16 protein-coding genes are annotated in these 20,491 nt (G+C 36.4%); 12 read left to right on the top strand and 4 right to left on the bottom strand.

The genetic code is table 11. The annotated features are described in order from the left end of the window. Positions 1-9 precede the first annotated feature (9 nt). Entirely contained in the window at positions 10-5,385 is a 5,376-nt protein-coding gene (locus tag DWW77_RS02825) for a protein kinase domain-containing protein (RefSeq protein WP_118608006.1), read from the top strand. Between the two features lie 48 nt (positions 5,386-5,433). Here DWW77_RS02825 and DWW77_RS02820 read toward each other — a convergent pair whose 3' ends face one another. Both DWW77_RS02820 and DWW77_RS02815 read right to left on the bottom strand, forming a co-directional pair. Next, positions 5,434-6,099 carry a hypothetical protein gene (locus DWW77_RS02820; RefSeq protein WP_118608005.1) on the bottom strand — a complete coding sequence of 222 codons (666 nt, stop codon included), beginning with the start codon at positions 6,097-6,099 and terminating at the stop codon, positions 5,434-5,436. A 4-nt stretch (positions 6,100-6,103) separates the two neighbouring features. After that, positions 6,104-6,829 (bottom strand): HD domain-containing protein, encoded by a 726-nt coding sequence (locus tag DWW77_RS02815; RefSeq protein ID WP_286187981.1) that lies wholly within the window; start codon positions 6,827-6,829, stop codon positions 6,104-6,106. Between the two features lie 235 nt (positions 6,830-7,064). Between DWW77_RS02815 and DWW77_RS02810 the strand changes: the two genes are divergently transcribed. The 7 genes from DWW77_RS02810 (at position 7,065) to DWW77_RS02785 (ending at position 15,683) form a co-directional block, all read left to right on the top strand. Then, complete coding sequence (locus DWW77_RS02810; protein ID WP_118608003.1) at positions 7,065-7,733, top strand: 3'-5' exonuclease; 669 nt, start codon at positions 7,065-7,067, stop codon at positions 7,731-7,733. A 95-nt stretch (positions 7,734-7,828) separates the two neighbouring features. Then, positions 7,829-10,129, top strand: coding sequence for a nucleotide exchange factor GrpE (gene grpE / locus DWW77_RS02805; RefSeq protein WP_118608002.1), 2,301 nt, complete (start codon positions 7,829-7,831; stop codon positions 10,127-10,129). A 13-nt stretch (positions 10,130-10,142) separates the two neighbouring features. Further along, complete coding sequence (locus DWW77_RS02800) at positions 10,143-12,785, top strand: Hsp70 family protein (protein WP_118608001.1); 2,643 nt, start codon at positions 10,143-10,145, stop codon at positions 12,783-12,785. Positions 12,786-12,925: 140 nt separating this feature from the next. Beyond that, positions 12,926-13,738, top strand: coding sequence for a hypothetical protein (locus DWW77_RS02795; protein ID WP_182431180.1), 813 nt, complete (start codon positions 12,926-12,928; stop codon positions 13,736-13,738). A gap of 11 nt (positions 13,739-13,749) precedes the next feature. Then, entirely contained in the window at positions 13,750-14,028 is a 279-nt protein-coding gene (locus DWW77_RS18170) for a DNA adenine methylase (RefSeq protein ID WP_207664950.1), read from the top strand. Between the two features lie 223 nt (positions 14,029-14,251). Continuing rightward, positions 14,252-14,575 (top strand): DNA adenine methylase, encoded by a 324-nt coding sequence (locus tag DWW77_RS18465; protein WP_207664949.1) that lies wholly within the window; start codon positions 14,252-14,254, stop codon positions 14,573-14,575. 16 nt (positions 14,576-14,591) lie between these two features. Continuing rightward, positions 14,592-15,683: a DUF4317 family protein gene (locus tag DWW77_RS02785; RefSeq protein ID WP_182431179.1), complete on the top strand. Its 1,092-nt coding sequence runs from the start codon at positions 14,592-14,594 to the stop codon at positions 15,681-15,683. Positions 15,684-15,718: 35 nt separating this feature from the next. Here the strand turns inward: DWW77_RS02785 and DWW77_RS02780 are convergent, their stop codons facing one another. Together DWW77_RS02780 and DWW77_RS02775 are read right to left on the bottom strand one after the other, a co-directional pair. Continuing rightward, complete coding sequence (locus tag DWW77_RS02780) at positions 15,719-15,916, bottom strand: helix-turn-helix transcriptional regulator (protein WP_118607999.1); 198 nt, start codon at positions 15,914-15,916, stop codon at positions 15,719-15,721. 97 nt (positions 15,917-16,013) lie between these two features. Continuing rightward, positions 16,014-17,102, bottom strand: coding sequence for a 5' nucleotidase, NT5C type (locus DWW77_RS02775; protein ID WP_118607998.1), 1,089 nt, complete (start codon positions 17,100-17,102; stop codon positions 16,014-16,016). Positions 17,103-17,447: 345 nt separating this feature from the next. On the opposite strand from DWW77_RS02775, the gene DWW77_RS02770 reads away from it, so the two are divergent. The 4 genes from DWW77_RS02770 to DWW77_RS02750 all read left to right on the top strand — a co-directional run bounded on the left by DWW77_RS02770 (position 17,448) and on the right by DWW77_RS02750 (position 20,264). Continuing rightward, complete coding sequence (locus DWW77_RS02770) at positions 17,448-17,633, top strand: helix-turn-helix domain-containing protein (protein WP_118607997.1); 186 nt, start codon at positions 17,448-17,450, stop codon at positions 17,631-17,633. 106 nt (positions 17,634-17,739) lie between these two features. After that, positions 17,740-18,237, top strand: coding sequence for a hypothetical protein (locus tag DWW77_RS02765; RefSeq protein WP_118607996.1), 498 nt, complete (start codon positions 17,740-17,742; stop codon positions 18,235-18,237). Between the two features lie 373 nt (positions 18,238-18,610). Further along, a complete protein-coding gene (locus DWW77_RS02755) occupies positions 18,611-18,961 on the top strand; it encodes a tyrosine-type recombinase/integrase (protein ID WP_118607994.1) in 351 nt (116 codons plus the stop codon). Between the two features lies 1 nt (position 18,962). Next, on the top strand, positions 18,963-20,264 hold the full coding sequence (locus DWW77_RS02750) for a site-specific integrase (RefSeq protein ID WP_118607993.1): 1,302 nt from the start codon (positions 18,963-18,965) through the stop codon (positions 20,262-20,264). Positions 20,265-20,491 lie beyond the last annotated feature (227 nt).

The raw sequence follows: 20,491 nt of genomic DNA, 5'->3' as shown, positions 1-20,491 counted from the left end.
GAGATACATATGAAACATAATATTATCCATTTTTACGCGTCAAACAATTTTGATAAAAATGAACTGGATGCTATTCGGGAAGCAAAGAAAAAAGCAATTTCTGAAAAATATATTTCCTCCTACATAGAAGAAATTGGCACAGGTTCATCAAACAAAACTACTGTTTTTTGTATTCCCAATCCAGAGATTCCAGGAGACATGCTTGCCTTAAAAATTATATCGTATGTTACGATTGCTTACCCTAATTTAAAATTTTATGAAGCAATTAAAGCTCTAAAGAATGACACTTGTAAGGGAAACCGAATTATACAGGAGATACAAAACTGTTTAAAAACGCAGGATTGTCGTAATGTGATTCCACTGTCCGGATTTGATACACTTATTTGGCAATGTCCGGCATACAATCGGGTTGGAATAGACTACATACTGAAAATGCCTTTAGCTAAATGCATAAGCAATACCATCTCAAAATATGTGTTAAGGAAAAAACATCTTCTTTGTCAAAACAATGTTCCATCTACGGAGTTACCAGAGGATGAGGGTCTTATTATAAAAATTGGTCTGGATATTTGCCTGGCACTGGAAGATTTACATTCAACTGGAATCATTCATAGAGATATTAAGCCTGACAATATCTTCTTGTACGAAAAGCATTACTGTGTTGGTGACTTTGGTATTGCTATTGAGAACCAGAACACTCAGGATCTGCATTCCGGAACACAAAGTTATTATGCTCCGGAACAGGCGCTGGATATTTTTACCGATAAATACGATCATCGAGTGGATATCTATTCTTTAGGACTCGTGTTATATGAACTGGCTGATACTATACCTGTCGCATTACGTTATAATGACCGAATTTATAATCAATACCTTCCTGATCTCGGAAAATCTGTCTCACAAGGATTGAATGCCATCATACACAAAGCATGTCAATTTGATCCAGGCGACCGCTATCAAAATGCGTCGGCTTTTAAGAGAGATCTGAATTTGCTGCAAAAAGATCCTGGCTATGTTCCGGATTTTCCTACTGTGCAAAGCCATGAAGGAGATTTCCAAATAGAAAATCATAAAAAAGGAGTTTCGAATAATACAGCCTATTCATCCGGTCAAAAAGGTAGTCCTTATAAACGGAAAAAAATACAATCCAGACACGCTGTACACGATTTATCAATTCCAGAAACTATGTGGTACGCAGGCAAATTCTGGTATGATAAAAGCTCCGAACATGGATCCCGTTTTGAATTTCTTAATATCGACAGACAAATCATGCCATCATCTGTACATTCGGGCGGCAGTGGCACTGATTTACCTGTCAATGTATATGTGCATTCTAAAAAACAAGGACAGGTTAAACCTTTGTCTGAGATAATTGAAGACACCGAACATATACATAATATGTATCTGATAGGAGAGGGTGGTATTGGTAAAACCACAGCCCTTTATTCCATTATGGAGAACGCTTATAAGAACATGCAGTACCATCCATCGGATACTAAAAAAACAATCATCCCGTTATTTATTGAACTTTCAAAAGCTCCTCTGGAATATGGACCAGTATATACCTCAATGCGTTCCTCTTTTATACACTGCTATGTATATATGCTTATTCGTTCATTATCAAATAAGCAGTTGATATTAGAAGATAATGCCGAAATGCTCCATATCATGCAGAATAGCAGTGAAGAAGCTGTATGTCAGGTAAATACCATCTTAAAAAATACTCCAGATAATATTGAATATCTGTTGTTACTAGACGGGCTAAATGAAGTTTCCAGAAAACCTGTTTATATGAATGGCTCAGCAAATATTTCTGAAAGTCCGGTTGAAATGATTACCGCTGAAATCCAGGAATTATTAGCTCATCAAAATATCAGAATTATTATCACAAGCCGTTCAGACGAATACCTGGACGAAATGGAAAATTCTTTTGAAAAATACTATCTGACGGGAATAGATAATAATACTATTTACTCATATTTAGGTCGAAATCATGTTCCAGTTGAGAATATAAAAAATAATTCCAGGCTGTTGGATACATTACGAGTGCCGTTATTTTTAAAGTTGTACTGCCAGTTATATTCAGTAAATGAAGTATCCACTCCTGGCGAAATTTTATATACTTACTTCAGTGAACGAAGTACTATGTATACTGCCAGAAAGCGAATACAGGAAATCAAGAAAGATCGTACTGCAACAGGCATGCCATATACTTCAAATATAATTAATGAAAAAACACAGTGGTTCATCCTTGATTTCCTGTTACCTGAAATCGGCTGGTATATGGAAAAAAACGGTTTATTTACCATTGACCAGCAGACAATAAAATCTATTATTGATCCAATTTTAACCGGAACTGACTTGACAGATATATGCGGAAAATATGGCATTTCCCTTTTTAAGGATTACCATAAAGGAAATGATGGAACTATCAATGTCAAAACATATGCAGATTACTTGGTAAGTCTGCATATAGATGGGAAAAGTTATATACAGGAGATAATCGACTACTGTGTTTATTCTTTCGGAATTCTTTGTGTGAATAATCAGCATTACAGCTTTATTCATCAGCATATTCGTGATTTTTTTGCTTCTATGAAAATTATTACAAACATGAAACTGGCCACGTATATTGCAACCAGCAGTAGCGATAACGAACTTGGAAGACATTGTCTGACCTGCTTAACCAGTGAATTACTAAGTGAAGACATTGTCCGTTTTATTGGCGAAATACTAGGCGAGTATCAAAATGTACCTGTTTACGTTGATGGAAAATGGGAGAGTTGTAAGACAAACGAAATAAAAAGTTCTGTTCTTAACGTAAACAGTCGTTTTTTAATAACGGATGCATTAAAATTATTCCAAAATTATTTTCCGGAAGAAAACAATATTGATTATGGGGTATGGAATCTTTTAAAAATTATCTACACAGCAAGAAAAACCCTGGCAGCTATGAACTTAAAGAATCTTGATCTGCGAGGCTGTTCTCTTAACAATCTGGAATTATATGACGCAGATTTATCAGGTTCGTTGATTTACCATGAAAATATTTTCCCAAGCGGGCATAATGACGTTATCACAAAAGCTGTCGTTTCACCATCAGGAAAGTATGTTTTCACCGGTGGCTATGACGGGAAATTAAAATTATGGCATTTAAAAACAACAAAATGCATAAAGGATATAAAAAAATATGACTATCCTATTATTGGTATTTCGATTTCACAGGATTATATCGCAGTTTCAACCACTTCATTTGTAGAAATTCTTGATCTCAACACTTATGAAATGAAAAAAAGATATAATGCGTATTATGGAGTCTTCAGTCCTAATGGAAAATATCTTTTGTTATTGTTCCATATGAAAAAGGCCCAATTAATAAATGCAGCGGATGGACTTTTCTCTTTAATTGGAAAATTGCCGCGTGCAGACCGCTGTACCTATACAGACGGAATTCCAAGATTTGGAAGCTACATGTTCTCTCCGGACAGCAGATATTTTATATTTAAGCCATTTGCATTATCATCCCGATGCCATATAGAATTATGGTCAACGGATACCTGTAAATTCATAAAAAAAATTGTTGGATACGATTATAGCAATCATGTTGCATTCAGCCCGGATGAAAAATATATACTGACAATTGATTCTTTGTGTCAGTTAAAACTCTTTGCATTTGATAAAGTAACTGGAAGCACATCATTAATTCATGATACGGAGATTAAGCACATTTTAAATTATGAGATTCCAACTATGACCTGCATTCAATTTGTATGTAATGGAAAATATGTATTAATGGGAGACAATTATGGAAATCTATTCCTGTGCGACTTTGAAACAATACTGACTTCTCCAAAAAATATTGAAAAGCATTGCTGGATTTTAAGTGGGCATCATGATTCTATAAACAGTATTTCCGAGTATATTTACAATGATGCGCACTATGCGATAACAAGTTCCAGTGACTGTAAAGTTAAGATCTGGAATCTCCAAACTAAAAAGTGCATCTCTTTGTTACATAAAGGAAACATAAGCTCGACTTTATCAGCATGCTACATTTTAAATGGTAAATATATTGTTGTCTCCGGAAATAGCAGAGAACTGTTGATTTTTGATCCATTGACTGGAAAATATGTTGACAGAATCGGCACTACGGATAATTATACCTGGAAATATACTTGGAAAGTATCTTATCATGCAGAAACAAAACAGCTTGCAGTTGTATTGGATAATGGATCTGTTGCACTGTATCGCTATCAAAACAATACTTTTGTTCATCAAAAAACAGTAAAAATGATGGATGAATATATCGGGGAACTTAAGTTTAGCCCCAAAGGTGATAAGCTTTTAACCATTTCTTATATTGGCAATATTTTATGTATCTATAATATTCTGTCAGAAAAGCTGATCACATTAGATAAAGTAAATTCCATTCATAAATCAGATGCTTTTGCGTATCTCGATACGGATACAAGCGGTACCCCTCCGAACTATGACGATACAGTTGTGGAAGTAACCACCGCTCCGGGAAAAGCCGTGCAGACATCAAGAAATTATACGTTCCGGGGAAATGGCACCTTTTCTTATCCTGATGGAGATACCGTTCTGGCAAGTTTTCAAAACGCTGATTCAATAGGATATTTTGATTCAGCCACAGGAAAATTTAAAGGAATTAATCACGCATATTATGAGCCTTATAGAAAAAATATTATGCATAAGCTCTATAAAAAATCTCAAGACTTTCCATGGAGTATAGGCATGAGACAAGTTGATTCCATTGCGTATAACAGAGATGGAACCTACTTATTTATTACCCGTCATGGAGGCCGGGTAGAAATATGGAGTACTTTTACAGGTAAATGTCTTGCTATTTTAAAGGCTTTCAACGCTGATGCCAAAAAACTGGCTGTTTCTGATGACGGAGATTATATTGCTTTTTCCACGTGTGGTCCAAACATAAAAATATACCGCATGTGTGATATACATACAACGGATTCCTTTGATTTATGTTATTCTGATAATATCACGGATTGGAAATGCAAATACAATATAAGAGGAGAATGGAGATTTCAAGTTCGTAAAAGTGCAAACAAACTTTATCATTTCATCTACAAAACTCAAGAAGGACATAAACAGCCAATTGCAGGCATGGAATTTAGCCCAGATAAAAAGCAACTACTAACAACTGCTTATGACAGATCTGTAAAAATATGGGATTTGTCGGATGCTTCAAGGGATCAGTATAACATTTCGCCACATTGCCTGTACTCTATCGAATTTATTCCAGGCCTTAAAGTGAAAGGAGCTGTAATTCAAAACTTACATAGCAGTTCAAATTTAACAGACAAAGAACTTGAGTCATTAAAAACTTACGGTGCAATATTATAATAATTTATATCCCCCACCACAAAACTGGCGGGGGATATGTTTTTGTTTTTAGAAAGTATCTGTTAACGTTTCTAAAACTCCATCATATAATGGTGATAAAAATGGATTGTGCACTTGATCAAATTGTTGTTTTTCTGTCCGATACATGGACAATGTATTAGAGAAATGACTTATCCAGCAATAATAGCAAGTATAAATGATATCAAGAATGATAAAAAACTGCGTCCATTCCGGATACTGAAAAGAAGCAGCTATAAGCATGACAATTCCTAAACTCATAAATAAAAGATCCCGGATAATATTTTCCTTTAAGACGTTTAATTTTTTCTGTGACATGTTCTGAGAATATACAGCCAATGGCTGTGCAATCGCATTTAACTGTTCCAACTTAGTCCATATATCAACAGCTTCTTTTCTTTTTCCATCGGATAACTTGTATGCGGTTAAATTTGAAGTGATTGCAAATAAAATAATGTAATAGGGTTGTGAATCAGCAGGATGCATATCACTTGCTTTCATTGCGATTTCGTATGCACGATCCAGATTTCCTATTCTAAGATGTTCATTTGCCTGGGAAATCTGTGAGGCATATTGAAAAGCTGCCCTATCTGCTGTGCTATCAGTAAAGACTGCATCACAAAACACGCATTTAAAATGTCCGTTTTCGAAAACGATTTTATTTGCACCGCAATTTGGACATTTTTGCTCGTACATAGTCTTACCCCTCCTGTGCTTCTTTAATTTGAGCACCTTCTGCCATAAATTTTTCTGGATGATCAAACTTCTCCATCATAATTCTCATACTGTTATTCAGGGAATAGATGTTGCTTTTTAAGATAGAGAATGAATTTGTATAATCTGGATAATAGTTTTTACAGTAAGAAGCCATCGGCAAAAGGAAATCATCTGTTTCCTTTATGTATTTTCTCATCCGGTCAAAGGTAAATGTATAAAGGCTGGTACTATTATGCAACCGGTCACTGAGCTTAATAAGAGCTGCCTGACAATTTCTCTCAATCTTTTTAAAATATACGCTTAATTCATAATCGTCCAGTCCTGATTCTTTGGTAAGAAGAGTAATAATATCCAGAACCTCTTGTGAAAGATGATATTCCGTAATCAATTCTCGTCCCTTTAATGGAAGTTTATCGCTACAATCCTCCAGAAGATCATGCAGAAGGGCAGCAGCAAGGGTGACATCATCATCTATGCCATAATTCATCAGTGTTGTGCAGACTTTCAGTGGGTGCACAATATAAGGCATACCATCTTTACGATACTGTCCATCATGGAAATGACGGGCAACTGCCAGTGCAATCAATGTCTGTTTCAGATTCTTTGCGACGGCAAATCCTTTAATGAACATATAGGATTTGATGTACTTTATGGTATCTGCTTCATTATAAGTATCATTCAGTTTAATAATGTTTCTTTTCTTTTGCATTTCAATTTCCTCCTCATTTTTGTGCATATTAATTTGTATCTATTATTTTTATATCATATATATAATCTTCTGAAAATGCGGCCTTTCGTACTCCTTTGACACCTGTTTAAGGCTTACCATTTCGTACTGTATTGACGTTGCTGTCCAGATAATGCCGTGTTATGCTTACATCATCAAAGCATTGGTAAAGCTTCAAATAAGAGCTGTACCCAAATAAACTCAGGAGGAAACTGCCATGAAATATGTTGTTATTGATCTTGAAATGAATCCTATCGCTACTGTACATACAGCAGAGCGAGAATATTGTAAGCTCGAAGTAATTGAGATTGGAGCTGTTTTACTGGATGAAAAATACCAGGAAATTGGAAGTTTTGTAACTCTTGTGAAACCTCGTTTTAATTCCCGTATTGAAAAAAGATATGAAAAACTTACGGGAATCAAAACGGAGATGATTGAATCAGCTCCTTGTTTTGAAGATGCATTGGATATGTTTTTTAACTGGTGTAACAGTATCCCTGACGAAATTCAGATTATCCAGTGGAGTGAAAATGATTTTGCTCAATTTTCAAAAGAAATCCAAATGAAAAAAATTATGCTATCCAGCCAGAACCAAAAGTATATGATTGAGCCTTGGCTGGATTTCCAGGCAGAGTATGGACATACACTTGGACTTGAGCACAATATTTCCTTAAAAGATGCTGTCATGTATGCAGGAGAGGATTTTTGCGGACGTCAGCATGATGCACTCGTGGATGCAAGAAATACAGCGGACTTATTTGGTATTGTCCGCGATGAAAATAAATGTCAAAAAGCACTGCAACATGTTATTGAAGCACTGCAACCCCAAAATAATTTCTCTATTGGAGATCTGTTCGATTTTTCTGCAATTTCATTATCTGCATAACAAAATTGTTTCCAGATATATTTCAACAAAAAATCAAATATTATCGAACAGTATATGCTGTTCTGTAATGTTTTGTTAAAAAAGAAAGGTGAACTATGAGCGACTTTTTAATTCCCCTGGGTGGTGGAAATGAGATAGGTGGTTCTGCATACTATCTTTCCTTAGAAGGTATACATGTCCTTTTTGATTGTGGAGCCAGATTAAAAGGCGAAGAGTTATATCCTGATTATGAAAGGCTCTTATATGAATTGAATGATTATTTAGACCTTAATCTGATTTTGATCAGTCATGCGCATTATGACCATATCGGATCTCTGGCAAGAATCGCTTCTCTGGCACCGGATGCTGAAATTATTGCAACTGAAGCAACTAAGAAACTGATTTACACACAACTCCTTGATTTTGGTCGTATATCTGGACGCGGGGAATCTGACATTATCAGAAATGAGCGTTACCGGAAAGCACAGATTCTTATGGAAAGGATTCATACCAGATCTGTTATAAAACCATTTTTTATCCATGGATGTACTTTTACTCTATTGCCGGCCGGGCATATGCCAGGAGCAGTCATGATCCATATCAATACCCTGCACCACAATATCCTTTACACCGGAGATTTCAGTATCACCTCGATGTTTGGAGTGAACGGACTGCGGTTACCAGAAGATATCCATCCAGATACCGTTCTTATGAATATCCCAAACGCTTATCAGGAAAAGCAAGTCTGGGATGACCTTTTATCCGGAACTGGTAATTTTACCACGCAGGATCCTTATTCCAGACTAAAAGATATGATTTCTAAGCAACTGGAACAGGATCACAGTGTTTACCTGGTCTCACGAAGCATTCCCAAGCATCTGGATCTGTTTTATTTCCTGAATTCTACATTTCCAGATATTCCAGTTTACTTGGATCCCAAAAGCCAGAGAGTGGCAGATACGCTTTCTGACATGGGATACCAGGTGTACACTCCCAACATCCATATTAGTGAAACAATACCGGAAAAAGCGTGCATTATTATTGGACAGGAACAGAACCGGCAGGGATGTGTTTCTATTCTGTTTGATGCATACAGTCTTCATGCATCCATACCCGAAACACTCACACTGATCAGGCAGCTTATGCCAGATTCCTTATATCTATTACACGTTCATCCTATCAAAGGCAAGTTATCACTTAATTACGTTGCTGACAGACTGCTTCCGGATGTCTCTGTTACACAGACTGTTAACAGTGAAAAATATTATTTAAAGAGGACCAAAACAATGAAATATGATTTGATTTATCAATCCGTAATGGAGGAAGAACTCAAAATTGCAGAAGGACAAATGCCAGAATATGGAAAAGGCCGGCATAAATCCACTTATGAATGGATTGCCATTTATGGAAGTCTGCTTTATCCGAGCCTGCATCCACATGAAACTTATGACAAGCTTCAGAAAACTTTTATCAAAGAAGCAGGAATTTCCTATGATGATTACCGATCAGTTCTGCACAGCAGTAACCTTGACAACGAAGATAGGAGGCGGTATGTCCTTAATATTATTGAAAATGATGTGACATTATTAAAGAGTGCGCTGGATGGAGATACTGAAGCTATTTCCCATTTTTCCGAATTTACAGAAAACCTGAATCCGCGAGATCGAAAAAATGGCAGAATTTATTTTATTGGCAAATGTATGGTTATATTTATGATTCTTATTGATCCAGATTTGAAGAACGATACTTATCAGCCAATTGCTTTTACTTTCGGAGCACGTTACTGTGATAAACTTTTGAGAAATCTTCGAGACAGGCTTTTAAAAGAAAACGGCCTGACACGGAAACGGAAATCTGCCAGAGATGTGTTATTAGAAACCGAAAATATCCTCTCTGAATCTGCAAAAGCAGAGAGAATGGCATCCGGTAATGAATATGAACAGCTCATGTTCAAGTACAACAACTGTAAAAATTCATTGGAACTGGTACAGGCTACCCTGGATGAACTAAATGAGACCATTGATGAAACTGCCGCAGAAGCCAAAAATAAAGCAATTGCTTCTTTCTATACCAGTATGAATTCTGATGCTTACGGACATCTTTTGGACAGTATTGAGCTGGTTGACAGAAGACTTGCTGCCCTGAAAGAAAATAAAGTTAAAATTCCACCACAGCTTCTTCCTTTAACCATTGTATTCAAGCAGTTATTGAATTTCATTAAAGACAGCGGAATCGAACCGATTGATACCACCGGAAGGCAATTCTCTACAGAGGCAGAAAACCTGGCCGAATACACCTATATTGGGGAATCATTCCATTATGCCGATGAGAAGAAAGATGTAGTTGTTGAAAAACCTGGATGGAAATATGAAGATACCATTATTTCACTTCCAACTGTAAGAGAAAAAGAAGAATAGGAGAGAACTGAAAATGTCCGAAAAACAGTATTATACCGCAATTGACCTCGGAACCACTAACTCTGTTATTGCTTATGGAAACATCCAGAACAATGTGATGCGTCCTATCGTACTGGAACTTGACAGAAAAAATGATATGGGCAGCAAGTCCAGAAATCCCCTGCTGCCTTCCGTTGTATTCTATTACAAAAACAATGAAGGCAAAATTGTGACAGATATTGGTGATTATGCCAAAAGCAGATACGGAACACGTGCCGGCTATGTCTGCAAATCTGTAAAATCCTTAATGGGAACAACAGATCAGGTTCCTCTGGTAGAAGAAATTCCAGATAAGACACCTTCTGACGTTTCTGCTCAAATTCTTTCTTTTATGGTCAACTCTGCTAAGAAACGACTGTTTCAGAATGAATTAAGTGATGTTATTATCACTGTGCCGGCTTCTTTTGATTCTGATCAGTGCCAGGCAACCATTGATGCTGCACGAAAGGCAGGAATCAATGTCGAAAATATGCACGATGTCCTGCTTTACGAGCCGAAAGCAGTTATTTATGACTTCATGCGGATGCAGGAATGTGGTGAAATCCCTTCTGATCTGTTATCTCTGGATACTGAGAAGAATGTTCTAGTGTTTGATCTTGGCGGTGGAACTCTGGATGTTACTATTCATAAAGTAGGATATACCAATACCGGGATCCTGAATATTAAAGACCTTGCTATCAGCAGATACACTTTACTTGGCGGTGACAATTTTGATGAACTGCTGGCAGCAGATATGTTAAAACGTTTTGAAGAGATTAATGGCATAAAAGTCAGCATTAAACGAAAAGAAGAAGTCATGTGTAAATTAAGAAAGCTGGCAGAAAAGCTGAAAGTAGATTTATCACAGGCTTATGACAGTGCCAGAATGTCCGATATTGAACTTCCAGAAGATTATGAGCTGGAAGTTATGGATATTGACCTTTATGATTCCTACGCTTATGCGGATACCTATACAAAATCTGATGTAGAAAGAATTGTATCCCCACTTATGGGAGGAAAATACAAAATAAGTGATGTTTCAAAAATCCAGCATATGGATGAAAAAGAAGTAAATAACATCATTTACCCCATTCTTGATGTTATGGATAAATGTGGCAAAGATGTAAAAATCGATGCCGTTATTTTAAATGGCGGTATGACCAAATTTTATCTTATCCAAAAGCGGCTGAGAGAATTTTTCGGTTTTGAGCCCCTGACAACCAGTGATCCGGATTTATCCGTTGCAAGAGGTGCCGTATATTATCATTACTGCCTTCATAGGTACAATGTAAGAAAACTGGAAGAACCAGGCAATCCGGAAGTTGCTGATGCACCTGTCAGCCGCCCAGCCTCTGGCATTGCCTTTAATACCAGTACTATTTTAAATGATACTATTAATCTTGGACTAAGAGGTGAATATGTAAGCCAGCTGATTCCAGCCGGTACAGAACTTCCATATAAATCTGAGGAAATCCGTGATAAATATAAACTGGATAAAGCAACCAATTCTCTTGGCATCGAACTGTTTCTTGGACGGGGAAGTACCAAAAATCTTCCAAACCGCCGTATTGCTACCCGAACTGTAAAATTCGATAAGAACTATCCGGCAGATACTCCCATCAGTTTCCAGATTTACATCAATTCTATGCGAATGATGACTATGGCAGCATGGATTACTGGAAGACCGGAGACCAAGAAGACCATGGAAATGGATATGGCTTCCTTAAAACGTACTGCAAAAACAACCAAGAATATCAGTACTGTTGAAAAAATGAAGCTTAATGCAAAAAGTGAGCTTAATGAATTAAAAGCAATGTCTGACAGAAACAGAAACAAACTGGGACATGAATTAAATCCGGAACTGTCCAGAAGACTTGAAACGATTGGTCAGGCAGCTAATCCTGAGGATTTCTTTGCACCCTGCATGGATATCGCAAGATCCTGTAAGCAGTCTGATCTTATGTTTGCATATATCTATATGATAGCAGGTATGTTTAAAGATGGATGGACGGACAGCCAGAAGAAACAGGTGCTTTCTTATGCCAGGCAGCATTTTACCCCGTATGCATCTGCCATCAAACAGAATTATTATGTATTAAGAAGGGCATTGGAAGTAATCGGTCTGTTTGATGATAATTTTGCTGACTTCTGTACAGAATACATGGGCAGGGTATATGGTGACAGTACGCAGTTTAAAAATGTTATTCTTCAGCTCGTAATCCGATACGAAAAAGATGACAAAAAGGTAGCGGATTTCCTGAATAAGTTTTTCCATTTATCCGATTTTAATAAATGGATTGCTGCTCTTATGGCAAACCGTTTTGGCATGGAAACTACCAAAGAGAACCAAAAATGTCTGGTTAAATTTATCAAGACAATTACTCCTGGATTGGCTATCTCAGGCGAAAATGATACTTCACAGTATGCAGCAGTTCTTATTTCCGACCTTTGTGCAAACAAAAATGATAATCCAATCTGTACCGACAGCTATACCATGAAACATACCTGGTCTGTCCTTGGAAAATATCTTTCCACACAGCAGGATTCATTATTTGTTTCTGCTGTAACAAATTTGTGGAACGGAACAGATCTGAGCATTGAAGAAACGACGCTCGTCCATACCATTCTTTCAGCTTAAAATTTATTTTTCTTTCTGTAGAGGGATCCTGATTATCGGGTTCTCTCTTTTTGAAATTTTCTTATAAAAATTCGCCAGCAAATGCCAGAAATGACATATTACAAATAAAACTATATTTTATATGAAATGGAGGCATTTGCATGGCATCTAATATCATTCCAACAAACCAGATTGCAAAAATACAGACCAATAAAAAACTGATTGCATTTTATGATAAACTTCATATTGCCCCGATTGAACATTATGCGCAGATTCATGCAAAGGGAGAAACTGATCAAACGAATGGAAAGGTCAGTTCCCTTATTGGTATTTCCATTCAGGATTATTCCAATGGCACAGGACAGAATAACATAATCACACAGTTCAATCTTGCACCAGAACAGGTGCAGTTCCTTCTGACGCGTATTGAAGTCGGATTTCAGGACTTTGAATGGAGTTCTGATAAGATTTTCGGTACTCCTGATGCCAATGGATATTCCATTGCACAGAAATTTGTCATTACCAGGCATTCTTTTAAACAGGATGGTACTGTTTTAAATAATCCATGGTATATCTCTATTTCCAATGGACACGGTATCCGGGTTCAGAACCACACGGGAGGCTACTACATGAAAGGCTACTACATGAAAGGCGGCTCCTATCAGCAGGAGAAATCTGCTTTCATTAATTTGAATGACATGGATTTATATGGATTACTGAAAAGAACAGATGCTTATATCCGTAACTGGGAAATGGTCAATGCCTACCAGACTATCTTACAGGGGCAGCAGGCATATGCACAGTATTTAAGCACAGTAAGACAGCAAAACCAGCAAAGACAGGCTCCGGGGTATCCTCAAGAAAACCCTGCATATACCGGTGATCAGTATGAGCAAAGACCAAGTGATAATTATGGTCAAAGTCAGTATCAGTACTCAGAGCCACAATATCAGTATAATAATCCTAATTATTAGAGGTACACATCATGAGCAATACAAATCCCTGCCGGGCTGTACTTCGGTATCCCGGCAGTAAATGGAGACTTGCAAAGCATCTGTGTGAATATATTCCAGAACATCATTCTTATCTGGAACCATATTTTGGAAGTGGAGCCGTATTCTTCACAAAGCCTCCATCTGCCATTGAAACTATTAATGATCTGGATTTGGATGTTGTAAATCTGTTTTCCTGTCTCAGAAATGACCCAAACAAATTAGCATCTATGATTTATGCTACACCCTATTCCAGGTATATTTATTTATGACCAGCAATTTACTGAACAGCCAGGCCAGAATCCGTATGAAAAAGCCCTAAGTTTTCTTATCAAGTGCTGGATGGGACATGGCTACCGTACGAATGGCTATAAAGTCGGCTGGAAAAACGATGTGCAGGGAAGAGAACATGCTTATTCACTACTCAATTAGCAGAAACTTCCTGTCTGGGTATTGCAGGCAGCAGAAAGGCTGAAGCAGACATAGATTGAATGTATGCCAGCAACGGACCTTATCAGACGCTTTGATTATGAAAATGTATTCATGTACATCGATCCACCCTATTTGCTTAGCACAAGAACCGGAAAACAGTATAAACATGAGATGACTGATAAAGATCATATGGAGTTTCTTGACACATTGCTGAATTCTAAAGCAAAGATCATGTTAAGTGGATATCGGCATCCTTTATATGATGAGAAGCTAAAAGAATGGAAGCGAATTGAGCTTAAAAATCAGTCTACCTCTGGAAGCGCAACTACCGAAATTATCTGGATGAACTACCGTATTGGAAGTTATGTTCAAAGAACGCTATTTTAGCAGAAAGGAAGACATTATGACCAAAAAAGATATTGCTTTTATAAAAAAGATTATTGGTAACTCAGAATATACCCCCGTTATGAGAATTGTGTCATGTTATGTAAATATAGACCAGAACGACATCCGTTTTCAGGAACCACAGACATTTTTACGCCTTGATGAGTCTGAACTCGTACAGTACTGTCAGTTTTTCAAAAAAGGAGTTTCTGGTAAATTAGGTTTGACAGCTGTTGAATTAGACGTCAAAGAAAATCTGGTGGAATTTCTTAGAGATGTAAGTCTATCAGATTTAGAAGAAATCAAACGTGTGGCAATGACAATCCGGGATAATTACGCTGCAGAAGGAAATTATTGTATTTTCTTTGCCTATGGATCCTATGATCTTCCAGAATCAAAAGGAAACGACAGCGAAGAAGTATATCCTTTTCTTCTGATTCTTATTCGGCCATGCTGCTTGAGTAAACCTGGCATAAAATATGATTCTCCAAAGAATGAATTCACCAATCGTATGGTCGAGCCAATGTTGAATCCACCAATATATACGTTTTTGTATCCTGCACTTGATTCATTACATACGGATGTAAGCAAAGCAGTATTTTACAGTAAAAACGAAAAAGTTTCTGGAAAAGCAGGACAAATCGTATCAGCATTGTTTGGAACAGAAATCCCGTTAAGCCCAAGCAGCCAAATAGAAGGATTCCATGATCTTTTACAGAATGCTTATGATAAAAATGTCCCTTATGAATCCGTATGTGGAATTTATGAACACCTGCAGGAAACTCTGATTGACATGCAGCTGTCTGGAGAAGATGTGAAACTTTCCAACACCGAACTGGTTAATACCATTATGGAATACGGAGATGTGTCAAAGGAAAAACTGGAACAGTTGAAAGAAACTGCATCGGACTATGAAGGATGTTCTTTTTCGGTAAGCAATCTTGTACCCTCAAAAGTTAATATAGATACTGCAGGTATTTCAATAAAAACTGAAATCGAAAAGCTTTCACGAATTGAAAGAAGAGTGATAGATGGGATTGATTATTATTTGATTCCAGTCAACAGTTCCTCAATAGATGATATACTACTCGCAAACAAACACTCAAAATAAGACATAGCCGGAGGCAAATGTTCCTTCGGCTATTCCTATTTTCGGATTTCACAGTCAATGTCATTTTCAGGTATACCATAAATCTGCGAATACATTTTTAGCTGTGCAATAGTGGGTTTTACTTTTCCGGTTTCATGATTTACGATAGTCGTATTAGAAGTATGCATAAGTTCTGCAACATCTTTCTGTTTTAATCCTTTATTAATACGGCAGGCTGCCAGTTTCCATTTCATAAAGATCCTCCAGTAATTAGATATCTTACTTTTAATATGTAATAAAAAACATTTTTTGTCAAAAATAGAAAAGACCGGCTTCCCGGCCTTTTCCAAATCACAGCTTTAAATACGAAATAATATTGTTTACTTCCTTTTCTAATGAACCGTTTCCAACAGAAACAATGTGGTCTGCAAGAGCCTTATTTTTTTCTTCGAATTCAAATGAGACAATTCTGTCTGCAATCTGTTCTCGTCTCAAGGCAGGCTTCTGGATAATAGACATAATACAATCCCGTTTATTACGATCTGCATAAATAATCTCACATTGTCCAGGATAAGTATTGTAAATACTCAAGCAACCTGATATATCCATCACAATTACTGGACTTTTTCCTTTATTTAAGGCATTGTCAATATCCCTCTTCCTAGTACCATATCTTTCTCCACAATACCATGTAGTTTCAATAAATTCCATTTTTCGAAATAGGATATCAAAAAAAGAAGGAGAAATCATTTCTGCATTACCTTTATGTCCTTTGGCAGTTGTACAGGTTTTGATTAATTCAAACCTTAAATCATTTCTACAAAGTGTTTCTGCAAGGTCACGCTTTCTGCTGCCCGAAGGTCCAACTATACAGAGAATTTTAGGAATCCTTGATATATTGCATTTATTCCCATTCATAAAATCTACCAGTGTTAAAAAATCTGCATAATCATCTACACAACAGATACCGGAAGCATTCTGGTTCCATGGCTGCCGAAATAGAACTGGCAAAGTACAGTTTGATTCCAATAAATTATGTATTCCATCATCCAACATGATATCTGCATGAAACAAATCTTTTCTTTTACCCATAATAATGTGGTCCAAAGGGAATTCTGGGAGCAACTTTTGAATTCGCTGGATGTGTTCCCCCATAAATTCCGGATATACTGCAGTTGCTATAAAGACATTTGCTTTTTCCATTAGAGAGATCAGAAATTTCCTTGCCCCCGGAAGAGCAGGCTGATTCTCATAAAACTCCTCATATTCAAAAAACTGCATCCTTTCATCCAGCTCATTTCCCATAGATCCCCATGCTGTAATACCAGATATGTCAAAATACTGTCCTTTCGTCTGTGACAATAATTGTAAGGCATAGGCATTGCAGGAAATTAACACATCATCTGCGTCACATATTATCTTCAGTTTTTTATAAGCCATAATTTTATCACTCCTTTTCTCAAAATTGTTTTGTCGCTATTAATATGTAATCTAAGAAAATTTTGTTCATATTTGCAAAAATTGTCTGTCAGATATGTTGCAACTGACTATTCTGTACAACTAAAGGCAACAATATTTAGCCTGTCTATTTTGTGAGTCTACAGAGTTTTCTTATAAGAATCAGCCAATAATCTCAAAATGATACATATTACATATAGAAATGTACTTATTGAAATATATAGATTGGACCTCTCTATGATGAACTACGTAATTTTCGTATGTCTTCAGGAAAAATGATCTTTTCTGAACATATCATTTATATCACCGGAAAGGAGGTCCTCATAATTGAAAGGAGCAAAACTGTATGATATCGAAGACTTACAGGAACTTCTTGGAATCGGACGAACCAGAGCCTATGAACTGGTAAAAGAAGCCTATAAGACGCAACAGCCTTTCAAAGTTATCAAGCTGGGAAAACTTTACCGTATTCCTAAAAAGCCATTTGATGACTGGCTGGAAGGCAATACCTGATGTGTTGATATTACAAATGCATCATATTGACACAGAATGTTACATCATGATAAAGTCATCTTGTCAATGAAGGGGGCATTCTGTGTTATTTTAAAGGAGAATCACAATGCAAGTATCATTGACAGATTATGCCGTTTTCGAACGGAATGGTACATGGGGCCATATAGTTAAAAAAATTAACGCAAAAACATATGCGATTGAATATGAAATACAAAGTGGCTTTATAAGTAAAGAAAAAGCTTTTGAAAGCTATCAAATATCATTAGAAAATTATAAAACAGCCATTTCACGCATTAAAAAAATCACTCAAAGCAACTATACCTTTACGGAATATCTTGAATACTGGCATAAAAATTATATTGCAAAATATACCAACAGCAGCAGTCAGCTGCAGTACTTCTGGGTCATTTACAAAATTATCATGCCCAAAATACAAAAAGATGTTTTGTTAAGTATGTTGACGGATGTATTCGTGAATGATCTGATATCAGAATGTAAAAGTTACTGCCCAAGTGCAGGAGAAATGACATATAAAGTGTTACGTGTCATTTTGCAGGAAGCTGAAAAAAACGATTATATATCCGAAAAAGTTCTTGCGGCATAAAGCCATGCTATTGTAAAAGAAAAAAATTTGTATTATATAACAAAGAACAGGCAACCATTTTTCTAAAAGTTTCTAAAATATATCATGGATGCTATCTTGAAATCATGCTGGCTTTATTTTGTGGACTTAGAACCGGTGAAATTCTAGCTCTAAAATATTCTGATTTTCATAAAGTATCAAAAACATTGGTAATCGAACGTCAGTATACCAGAGATTACATTTATGAAGATGAAACTGATAGTAAGGAAGCTACATTAAAGGTATTCTCTTCCGAAAGATCGTTCAAACCGCCAAAAACTTTAAATAGCAATCGTTGTCTGAAAATTCCAGACGTTATTTTTAAGGAACTAAACGTGAGAAAGAAAATCGGAAAATCATAGAAAAAACAGGTAAAACAGAATTCGCTGACTATATATGTCTCGGAACACGTGGAACTATTAAAAGTGATTCCACACTCAATGTTGGTCTTAAAGCAATTACAAACTCCTGTAATTTGCCAAAAATATCCATGCATGGATTACGTCACATGTTTGCCACAGCACTTATTGAATTAAATGTACCACTGGAAACAATTTCAGCGGCACTCGGACATAAAAATGTCAATACCACGTTTGAGATTTATTGTGGCATTATGGACGCAGCCGAACAAATTAAAAATACAGTGTCTAATACTATGGATCCTGCTATTGCATTGAAAAACAGTGCATTGAAAGGAGACCAGTGATATGAATGTAAAAGAAATTATCCAGCCGGAAGTCCGCGAAACATTTTTTTACGGAAGAATTCTTTCCTGGAAATTTAACAACAGCATTGTGTATATTAAAGCGAGAAAGAAATACTGTTATCGTGTTTTGCTCACTTTTTCATCTGGTGAACAAATTCCTTATCAAAAGGGAGGGTTTACATCAAAGGAAGACGCTATAAAAGCACAGGAAGTTGCAATTTCTCAATTACATAACCACATTTTTGTTCCGTATGATTATACTGCTGGAGAATTTTTCGATTACTGGCTGTATTATTATATGATTGATGAAAAAGATATTGCCTATAATACTTTTACGTCCTATCGAAATATTCTTTATAATTACTTTTTCGATATAATTGGGAAAAAATATTTGCAGAGCATTACCAAAGAAGATCTGGTCAGCTGCCTTGATGCCATAAGCTCTCCGACTGTTTTGAGGATAGCTTATGGCGTTTTGTCAGGTGCTTTCAAATTTGCCTATTTAAATGGCTATATTTCCCGTGACCTGTCCCAAGCAGCAATATCTTTTCATAAAATTAAACAAAAGAAAAACAAAGGTAATTTTGCCAAACAACAAACAAAGATATTTAAGAAAAAACTAGCAGACCAGGCCAATGTATACACGGTAGAACAAGTATCTCAATTATTATATACCTGTAAAAAAGAAGAACCATCCATTTTTCTTGCTATGCTATTTGCTGTTACAGCAGGCTTACGTATATCAGAAACAATTGCTATAAAATACAGTAATATTGATTTTCTTAATAACAAACTTTCTGTCGAAAGCCAGTTAGGACGTACTATTACGAACGAAGGAATTCCTGGTGAAAACCTGCTAATACAAGAAAAACGGACCAAAACGCACAACAGTGTGAGAGAAGTACCTTTGGCAGATTTTGTAATTGACGAAGTTATTCTTCAAAGACAGCATTACAATACATTAAAACAATGTCTGGGAGATGATTTCCATGATCTGGGATATATTATATGCCAGGACAATGGTCTGCCATGGAACAGAAGTTTTAAGGATAAAGCCTACAAAAGGGTTGTTAATAAATGTGGATTTAAATATATTGAATGGAGAAAACTCAGGACAACCTATGCATCTATTCTTTCTGAATATAATGTGAGTATGAAAGCTATTTCAATGAGTCTGGGGCACTATAGCGCAGATTTTACAAAAGATGTCTACGTGAAATCACAAATGAAAGTAATTGATGTTGCCAGCTTGATAGAACCTTATATGAGTAGGGTTCTTGTTTCTGAGCCCCAAAACCTCTAGCGATTGATATTTCAGATGTAAGTGTGTATTTTGGACTGGCTGCTCTATCGAGTTAATTTCACGAGTCCATCTAAAGGTATTGCCATATGCAGTTAAGAACACAATTTTCTTGAAATCCTAGCCATAGATGATTATAATAGGAGAAAGGTATGTCAATTTTGTGCTATTAGTGACATTTGGTATTGCATTGTATTTAAAGGTACAAAATGCCCATTTTTCTTTACGAT

This window comes from Ruminococcus sp. AF17-12, assembly GCF_003479245.1.
Classification (GTDB): Bacteria; Bacillota; Clostridia; order Lachnospirales; family Lachnospiraceae; genus Blautia_A; species Blautia_A fusiformis.
The sequence above is the reverse complement of the archived record's forward strand: the minus strand, read 5'-3'. Positions and strand labels throughout refer to the sequence as shown.

Excerpts from the sequence above, each read along its gene's own strand:
- DWW77_RS02825 (WP_118608006.1), top strand. The coding sequence starts at position 10 with ATGAAACATAATATTATCCATTTTTACGCGTCAAACAATTTTGATAAA.
- DWW77_RS02820 (WP_118608005.1), bottom strand. The coding sequence starts at position 6,099 with ATGTACGAGCAAAAATGTCCAAATTGCGGTGCAAATAAAATCGTTTTC.
- DWW77_RS02815 (WP_286187981.1), bottom strand. The coding sequence starts at position 6,829 with ATGCAAAAGAAAAGAAACATTATTAAACTGAATGATACTTATAATGAA.
- DWW77_RS02810 (WP_118608003.1), top strand. The coding sequence starts at position 7,065 with ATGAAATATGTTGTTATTGATCTTGAAATGAATCCTATCGCTACTGTA.
- grpE (WP_118608002.1), top strand. The coding sequence starts at position 7,829 with ATGAGCGACTTTTTAATTCCCCTGGGTGGTGGAAATGAGATAGGTGGT.
- DWW77_RS02800 (WP_118608001.1), top strand. The coding sequence starts at position 10,143 with ATGTCCGAAAAACAGTATTATACCGCAATTGACCTCGGAACCACTAAC.
- DWW77_RS02795 (WP_182431180.1), top strand. The coding sequence starts at position 12,926 with ATGGCATCTAATATCATTCCAACAAACCAGATTGCAAAAATACAGACC.
- DWW77_RS18170 (WP_207664950.1), top strand. The coding sequence starts at position 13,750 with ATGAGCAATACAAATCCCTGCCGGGCTGTACTTCGGTATCCCGGCAGT.
- DWW77_RS18465 (WP_207664949.1), top strand. The coding sequence starts at position 14,252 with ATGCCAGCAACGGACCTTATCAGACGCTTTGATTATGAAAATGTATTC.
- DWW77_RS02785 (WP_182431179.1), top strand. The coding sequence starts at position 14,592 with ATGACCAAAAAAGATATTGCTTTTATAAAAAAGATTATTGGTAACTCA.
- DWW77_RS02780 (WP_118607999.1), bottom strand. The coding sequence starts at position 15,916 with ATGAAATGGAAACTGGCAGCCTGCCGTATTAATAAAGGATTAAAACAG.
- DWW77_RS02775 (WP_118607998.1), bottom strand. The coding sequence starts at position 17,102 with ATGGCTTATAAAAAACTGAAGATAATATGTGACGCAGATGATGTGTTA.
- DWW77_RS02765 (WP_118607996.1), top strand. The coding sequence starts at position 17,740 with ATGCAAGTATCATTGACAGATTATGCCGTTTTCGAACGGAATGGTACA.
- DWW77_RS02750 (WP_118607993.1), top strand. The coding sequence starts at position 18,963 with ATGAATGTAAAAGAAATTATCCAGCCGGAAGTCCGCGAAACATTTTTT.